The sequence below is a fragment of the Streptomyces sp. NPDC060209 genome (assembly GCF_042728155.1).
GTDB lineage: Bacteria > Actinomycetota > Actinomycetes > Streptomycetales > Streptomycetaceae > Streptomyces.
The window spans coordinates 1-6,427 of sequence record NZ_JBHWZS010000347.1; the positions used below are offsets into that span (position 1 = coordinate 1).

At 70.3% G+C, this 6,427-nt stretch carries 7 protein-coding genes; 4 read left to right on the forward strand and 3 right to left on the reverse strand.

The annotated features are described in order from the left end of the window. Nucleotides 1-76 precede the first annotated feature (76 nt). A complete protein-coding gene (locus ACFWFI_RS37615) occupies nt 77-1,207 on the reverse strand; it encodes an alpha/beta hydrolase-fold protein (RefSeq protein ID WP_387399458.1) in 1,131 nt (376 codons plus the stop codon). Nucleotides 1,208-1,431: 224 nt separating this feature from the next. On the opposite strand from ACFWFI_RS37615, the gene ACFWFI_RS37620 reads away from it, so the two are divergent. Both ACFWFI_RS37620 and ACFWFI_RS37625 read left to right on the forward strand, forming a co-directional pair. After that, the gene (locus tag ACFWFI_RS37620; protein WP_387399460.1) at nt 1,432-1,977 is read left to right on the forward strand and encodes a hypothetical protein; all 546 of its coding nucleotides are present in this window, start codon (nt 1,432-1,434) and stop codon (nt 1,975-1,977) included. After that, complete coding sequence (locus tag ACFWFI_RS37625; protein ID WP_387399463.1) at nt 1,974-2,546, forward strand: hypothetical protein; 573 nt, start codon at nt 1,974-1,976, stop codon at nt 2,544-2,546. The genes ACFWFI_RS37620 and ACFWFI_RS37625 overlap by 4 nt, the downstream gene beginning before the upstream one ends. 61 nt (nt 2,547-2,607) lie before the next feature. Here the strand turns inward: ACFWFI_RS37625 and ACFWFI_RS37630 are convergent, their stop codons facing one another. Next, complete coding sequence (locus ACFWFI_RS37630) at nt 2,608-4,014, reverse strand: hypothetical protein (RefSeq protein WP_387399476.1); 1,407 nt, start codon at nt 4,012-4,014, stop codon at nt 2,608-2,610. A gap of 326 nt (nt 4,015-4,340) precedes the next feature. Continuing rightward, complete coding sequence (locus ACFWFI_RS37635) at nt 4,341-4,424, reverse strand: putative leader peptide (protein ID WP_382494111.1); 84 nt, start codon at nt 4,422-4,424, stop codon at nt 4,341-4,343. 298 nt (nt 4,425-4,722) lie between these two features. On the opposite strand from ACFWFI_RS37635, the gene ACFWFI_RS37640 reads away from it, so the two are divergent. Next, the gene (locus ACFWFI_RS37640) at nt 4,723-5,484 is read left to right on the forward strand and encodes an IclR family transcriptional regulator (RefSeq protein WP_387399466.1); all 762 of its coding nucleotides are present in this window, start codon (nt 4,723-4,725) and stop codon (nt 5,482-5,484) included. A 255-nt stretch (nt 5,485-5,739) separates the two neighbouring features. Continuing rightward, on the forward strand, nt 5,740-6,427 hold a 688-nt coding region (locus tag ACFWFI_RS37645; RefSeq protein ID WP_387399468.1), incomplete at its 3' end, for an alpha-amylase family glycosyl hydrolase.

The window sequence follows — 6,427 nt, forward strand, 5'->3', positions numbered from 1 at the left end:
CCTCCCTCCTCCGCCGCCAACGCGGCGAGGTGCGGCACCAGGGCACGCGAGCCCGGCAAGATCCGAACGAGAGGCCTTAGGCCAGCGCCCAGGCGACATCCCTGAGCAGGGCGTGCCGCCAGCCCGCCCGGTCGTGGGCCGATGCCGACCGTGAGACGCGCACGGTCGCACCGGCCTGTTCGGCCAGGGTCTCGGCGAGCTCACAGTGGGGGAGCATCCGCGTCTCGTGTTCCCCCACGTCGAACGCGACGCGCAGCCCGGACAGATCGGGACGCTCCCGCAGGCGCGACGCGACGACACCACCCAACGGGCCACCGAGCGGGTCCGCGAGGTCCGGTGCCCCGGGAGTCCACCAGAACGACGGCGACTGGCAGGCGACGCGCGACACCAGCTCCGGGAACTCCAGGGCCGCGTACATCGCGCTCAGCCCTCCGAGGCTCTGGCCGGCGACCACCAGCCGGTCCCAGTCGGCCGGCACACCGGACTCCGCGACCAGCGGCGGCAGTTCGTCCCGGACCGCCTCCCACAGCTCGGGCCCGCACCCGAACTCGGCCGCTCTGTCCTTGGCCGGAACGAAGACGAGGGTGACGGGTGGCATGTCGCCGTTCGCAACGGCAGAGTCGAACGCGGTCATGGCCGGATGGAGGTACAGCCAGTCGTCACCGTCGAGCAGCAGCACCACCGGGCCGCCGCCGCCCGCCGGGTGGATCCGCACGGTGCGCCTTCCGCCCAGCCGTCCGCCGGCCCAGCGGATGCGGGCGGGCGGGACGGGCAGGACGTCGTCGGCGCCCACAAGGGGCCAGTGCGGCTGGTGAGGGGCGTCCGGGGTCGCCGCGATGGACCGGTCCCCACCCGCACCGACCGGGTTGAACGGGTCGGCGTGCGCCCCGTCGTCCGCGAGGAACTGGTAGGTCACCCGCAGCCGGGGAGGCATGCGCACCTCGGCGTACCAGCAGTCTGTGCCGCCCCACCGGCGCAGGGGCACGGGCTCCGACCAGCTCTCGAAGCCGACGCTCGCCGGCGACCCCCGCCACAGGAACAAGGTCACCCAACCGCCGTCGTCGGCAGGCACCGACACGGGTGTCCCTGCCGCCGCCCAGAACTCGGCGGTGCCGGCCACTCCCGGCAGCCCGAACTCGGTGAAGGCGTCCTCCACACCGGCCGTGAGGCCGTCCGCAGTGCGAGCCTGTTCCGTCACGCGGCGCATGAACGTCTCCTTGTGAGAGGGAGGGCGAAACGCTGAGGGCATGTCAATTAGGTGACCCTAACCTGACCGTGGTCCCCTATTCCACAGCACCGTGATCCTGCGTCGCCCCGGAACCCGGTGTGCGCGACGAGGGCCCTGTGCCTTGTCGCGCACGGTCCCGTGCCGGCTGACGTCCTGTCATCGTCCCCGTCCCGATGTCAGTGTCCGCATCTAGAGTCCTCGGCATGACCGACTGGACAGACCATTCCTTCCCCGACCACGAGGTGAACCTCGTCTTCGCCCGGGGCAAGTCCCCCGGCGCACTCACCGAGGGGCTGCGCGGTCTGCTGCGCGAGCCTCTTGAGTGCGGCGAGGCCAACGGGTGGGCGTGGGCCGTGCACGACATGCTGAATCCCGAGGCCGACGACTACGATCTCGTCGACTACCGCAGCCTCTGTCAGGGCGGCGGAGAGGTCGTCGTATTCGTGACCGAGCCGTGCAGCGCGAAGGCGCACGGCCCGGACTTCTCGTACTACCGTGACGGCCGCACGGTCCTCCACTTCAGCTTCGAGGACGTAGGACAGCGAGTGGGTGAGAACCCTGACTACCTGTCCGCCGAGCTCCTGGCGGCGAACCTCATTGGCCCCGAATCGGAATGCGGGTGGGCGGAGGGGGAGGGGCACGACTGTTTCGACCATCACTACGACGACGAGAACCGTCTCGTGAGGGCGATAGCCGACTTCTTCGTGCTGCCTTCGCCTCCGCTGTCCAAGGAGGTGGCGGCGAAGTGACCCGGCTCGCTCCGAACACCTACGTCACTTTCTGCAGGGGGATGAGCCTGCCCGCGCTGACCGCGGTCTTCGCCGAAGAGGGACGTCCGGTGACCGACGGCGGCGAAGCATCCGGCTGGGCGTGGGTGACCCATGACGCGTATTCGGCCTCGGACGGTGTGTCGGCCTGGCAACTGGCGTGCCACATCACCGGATACCGCTACGCCGACCGCGGAGAAGGTCCTGACCCGGTGGAAACGGTGTTCCTGGCGTCCACGCCCGCCTGCACCTGCGAGCACGGTCAGAACTACATGATCCCGCACTGCGACGACCATCCGTTCCAGTTCGTCCACAGCCACGGCGGATTCGAGCGGACGATCTTCAATATCGGTGGCCGTCGTGAGTCACGGCGGAGCGGGGACCTGTTGGTGCGCGAACTGCTCGATGCAGGGATCATCGGCCGGGACACACCGGCGTACGAAGTGGATCCGGGGTTCAACGCGGACGGAGCACTCACGACGCGGATCATCGCCGATCACTTCGGGCTGCCCTCGCCACCGCTCCTCGGTCCGGACGACCCCTCGGTTTGACGCGACGGCCGGACCGGCCGGAGGCCGTGGCGGGCAGGATCCTCCTGCCCGCCACGTACGCTCACTGCGCGGTGATGCGCAGCACCCCGGTCACCGTGCCCTGGAGATAGGCACCGTCCGGTGCGACCGTGCCCGCCATCTGCAGGGTGTCGTACAGCGATCCGATCCCGACCTTCGTGGAACGGGTGATCTGTCCGCTGTCGGGGTCGATCTGTACATAGCGGTACGGGTCGAGCAGGCTCGTCCCCTTGGTGCCGGGGATCAGAGGGTCGCGCACCACGGTGTGGAGCAGGCCGTCGGCCGTCGACAGCTTCGGCACGGCTGCCGACCGCAGGGTGTTGTCCCACACGAGAGAGCAGCCCGAACCGTCCGCCCGTACGTCCACCCGGGACAAGCCGCCGGCGAAGTCCGCGGAGGCAGGAACGCTGTCGCCCGCCCCCTCCGGGACGGCGGGGTACGGGTAGCCGTAGGTGCCCGCGACGAAGACACTGCGGCCGACACCCACCGGGGAGTTCTCGCTGCCGGGGCCGTTCGCCGCCTTGAGCACCGGGACCGAGCAGACGTCCGAGCCGTCGGCGGTGCGGTACACCTTCAGGTTGGCCGCCGTGTCGGCGTTGTCGACGATGGCGACGTACTCCGTACCCTTGGCGGGGCCGAGGAACGTGGGAGTCGAGCCGCTGCCCCAGCTCAGCAGGCCGGGCTTACGGGCGGAGCCGCGGTCGTACGCCTTGCGCCAGAGGACCTTCGGCGTCCCGTCCTGTGTGGTCAGCAGGTAGGTGGCGTGCGTGGTGGTGACCGCGGTGCCCTCCGGGGCCGTGGAGATGCTGTTGGCGACCCGTTCACCCGCGGGCAGGGTGAGAGCCTTCACGCTGCCCGTGCTGTCGTCGGCCGTGCCGACCACCCCGCCGCCCGTGGCGAACCAGACGCGGCCGTCCCAGTCGGGCGTCAGACCGGTGACCGCGTCGCCCTCCGGTATGACGGAGGCCAGCGAAAGGCTCCGGTCGACCCTCAGGCTCCACCCGCCCTCGCCGTCCTGGTGGTGTCCGACCCGGAGCAGGCTGCGGCTGCCGTCCGCGACGACCAGCCGGTCCTGGTTGTCGATGTAGGCGTAGACACCGCCGAGCAGCGATCCCTTGGTCAGCTTCAGTGTGGCCAGGGACGACCCGTCGTCCGGATCGAGCAGATGGACCGTCGGCACCTGGCCGAAGATCGGGGTACAGAGCGCGACGGGGTAGCCGTCGGCCCCGACCAGGACGGTCGGGCAGGCCGAGGCGAGGGCCGTGCGTGAGGAGGTCAGGGTGCCGGCACCCGGCCCGGCCAGCGGCGTGGTGTCCGAGGAACCCGTGTCCCCGTGCATGGTGGCGGTGCCGTCGGGGCCGGCGTACGGGTTGTGCGGAGGCGTCGGGCCGAAGGATGCGGGAGAGACGGCCGAGGCGGAGCCGGCGCAGCCGAGGACGAAGGCCGCCAGTAGCGCGCCGACGGGCCTCAATCGAGCGGTTCGGCGGCGAGCGGGGGAGAGGGACACGACAGGGCGGTCCTTTCCGGTCAGGAGTACCAGGAGGGCAGGGAGAAGGCGGCAACCAGCGCTTGGGCCGCACGTGTTGAGTGATCGGCCGAGGAGTTGCCGGCGACCGGTGCGAGAACGCGAGCAGACCGGAAGGGAGTGTCCCGCGGATGGTGGAAGCGTCCTCGAAGACGGCACCGGACAGCGAAGGCGCCCGCGCGTTCACCTGTCGAGGAACGGCGGCGGAGCCCGATGCGGAGAAGCGGGAGCGGATCAACCCGCCCGCGCTGTCAGCCCGCGCGGAGACAGAGAGCGCCGGCGGTACGCACGAGATCGACGTGGCGTCGTCGCGTGAGCTCCTGGCAGCGCTTCATGCGGGTGATCCAAGCAGCATGGCTGACACCTGGTCAAGACCAGCCGGACGTAGGGCGGGTGGTCGCCACCCTGGAGGGCTGGAGCGGAGCCCTGGGCTCGCACTCGTTCCCGCATGTCGTCCTGTCACCGCGAAGTCGGCCGCGCCCGGGCGGCCGCGGCCGACAGACGAGTCGTGCTTCTTCGCCGGCACCGAGCTGGTTCCGGACGGCGGTTACTCGCCGCCCGACCGGACCGGAATCATGGGTGCAGGGCGCCGCACCAGGAACACGGCCCCAGTGACACGATCGAGAGGACCCCGTGGCCGAGCCCAAGAGCTACATCATCGAGTCTTTGGACACCGGGCTGCGTCTGATGCGCCTCTTCCTCACCCATGACACCCTGTCGGTCACCGATGCCGCCAGGGAACTGGACGTCGCCCGCTCCACCGCGCACCGTGTGCTCAGCACCCTGGAGTCGCGCGGCTTCGCCACCCGGGACACCTCGGGCCGGGGCTACTCCGCGGGACCCGAACTGGTCACGCTGGGCCGCCCGGCCGGATACGGCCCCGAGATCAGGGCCCGCCTGCAAGTGGTGCTGGACGCGGCGGCTACTGCAACCGGAGAGACGATCAGCACCGCCGCCCTGATCGGCGACCAGGTGATCATCACAGACGGCAGGGAATCGCCGCACCCCGTGCGCGCCGTACTGGAGACCGGCCGCGCACACCCCGCGCACGCCACCTCGGCGGGCAAGGTGCTGCTCGCCCAGCTGACCGCCGAACAGGTCTGTGCCCTCTACCCGGAGGAGCGGCTGCCCGGTGTCACCCGCCATACCCTGGTCTCCCGCACCGCCCTGCTCTCCGAGCTGGCAGGCATCCGTACCCTCGGCCGCGCCGACAGTGCCGGCGAGTCCGTGTGTGGAATGAACGCCGTGGCTGTGCCGCTCGCCGGCAACAGCTGGCGTGACCGGCTCGCCCTGATGGCGTCCATGCCGGCCGACCGGGGCAGCGAACCCGAGCTGGCCCGGCACGCCGTGGCGCTGCAGGCCGCCGCGGGACTCCTGTCATCGCCGTCCTCCTGATCCGTGCCCCGGCCGTTCCCGCACCCCGACTGTTCCGAGCCCGTTCCTGAGAGGCGTGCGGGCACCCCTCCGGTGGGCGGAATGACCGAAGCCGGTGACAAGCCGTCACCTTGCGCAAGAATCTGGAAGACCTTGCAGAAATCCTTGACGACAGCTCAGAGGGAGCGGCAGGCTCCCAGACGTTCCCCCCACGGCAGCCTGGCGCGTGGCTGCCTTCGAGGGCACAGCCGTGCCCTGTCGTCGAAGGAGCCGCACATGCAGCACCGATTCCGCCTCATCGGCGGAACGCTGGCCGGAGTGGTCACCGTCGCCGGTCTCGCCACCCTCGCCCCCTGGCAGTCACAGGCGACACCGCCGGGAGAGAAGACCGTCACCGTCACCATGTTCGAGCGGCCGTACGCGGATGTGGCGTCCGCCTGCACCGGTCAACTGGGCCCCGCCGGCTACGGATACGTGCAGGTGTCACCCGCCACCGAGCACATCCAGGGCGACCAGTGGTGGACCTCGTACCAGCCGGTCAGTTACAAAATCGCGGGCCGGCTGGGGGACCGCGACGCGTTCGCCGCCATGGTGGACGCCTGTCACACCGCAGGCGTCAAGGTCATCGCCGACGCCGTCGTCAACCACATGGCCGCCGGGTCCGGGACGGGCACGGGCGGAACGGCCTACACGAAGTACGGCTACCCCGGGTACTTCGAGGACGCCGACTTCCATACCTGCCGCACCGCCATCAAGGACTACACGAGCCGCGGCGACGTACAGAACTGCGAACTGGTGGGGCTGTCCGACCTGGACACAGGCAAGGAGGAGGTCCGCTCCACCATCGCCGCGTACCTCGACGACCTGCGGTCGATGGGAGTCGACGGCTTCCGCGTCGACGCGGCCAAGCACATGGCCGCCGACGATGTCGCCGCCATCATGGGGAAGAGGAGCGACCCGGGAT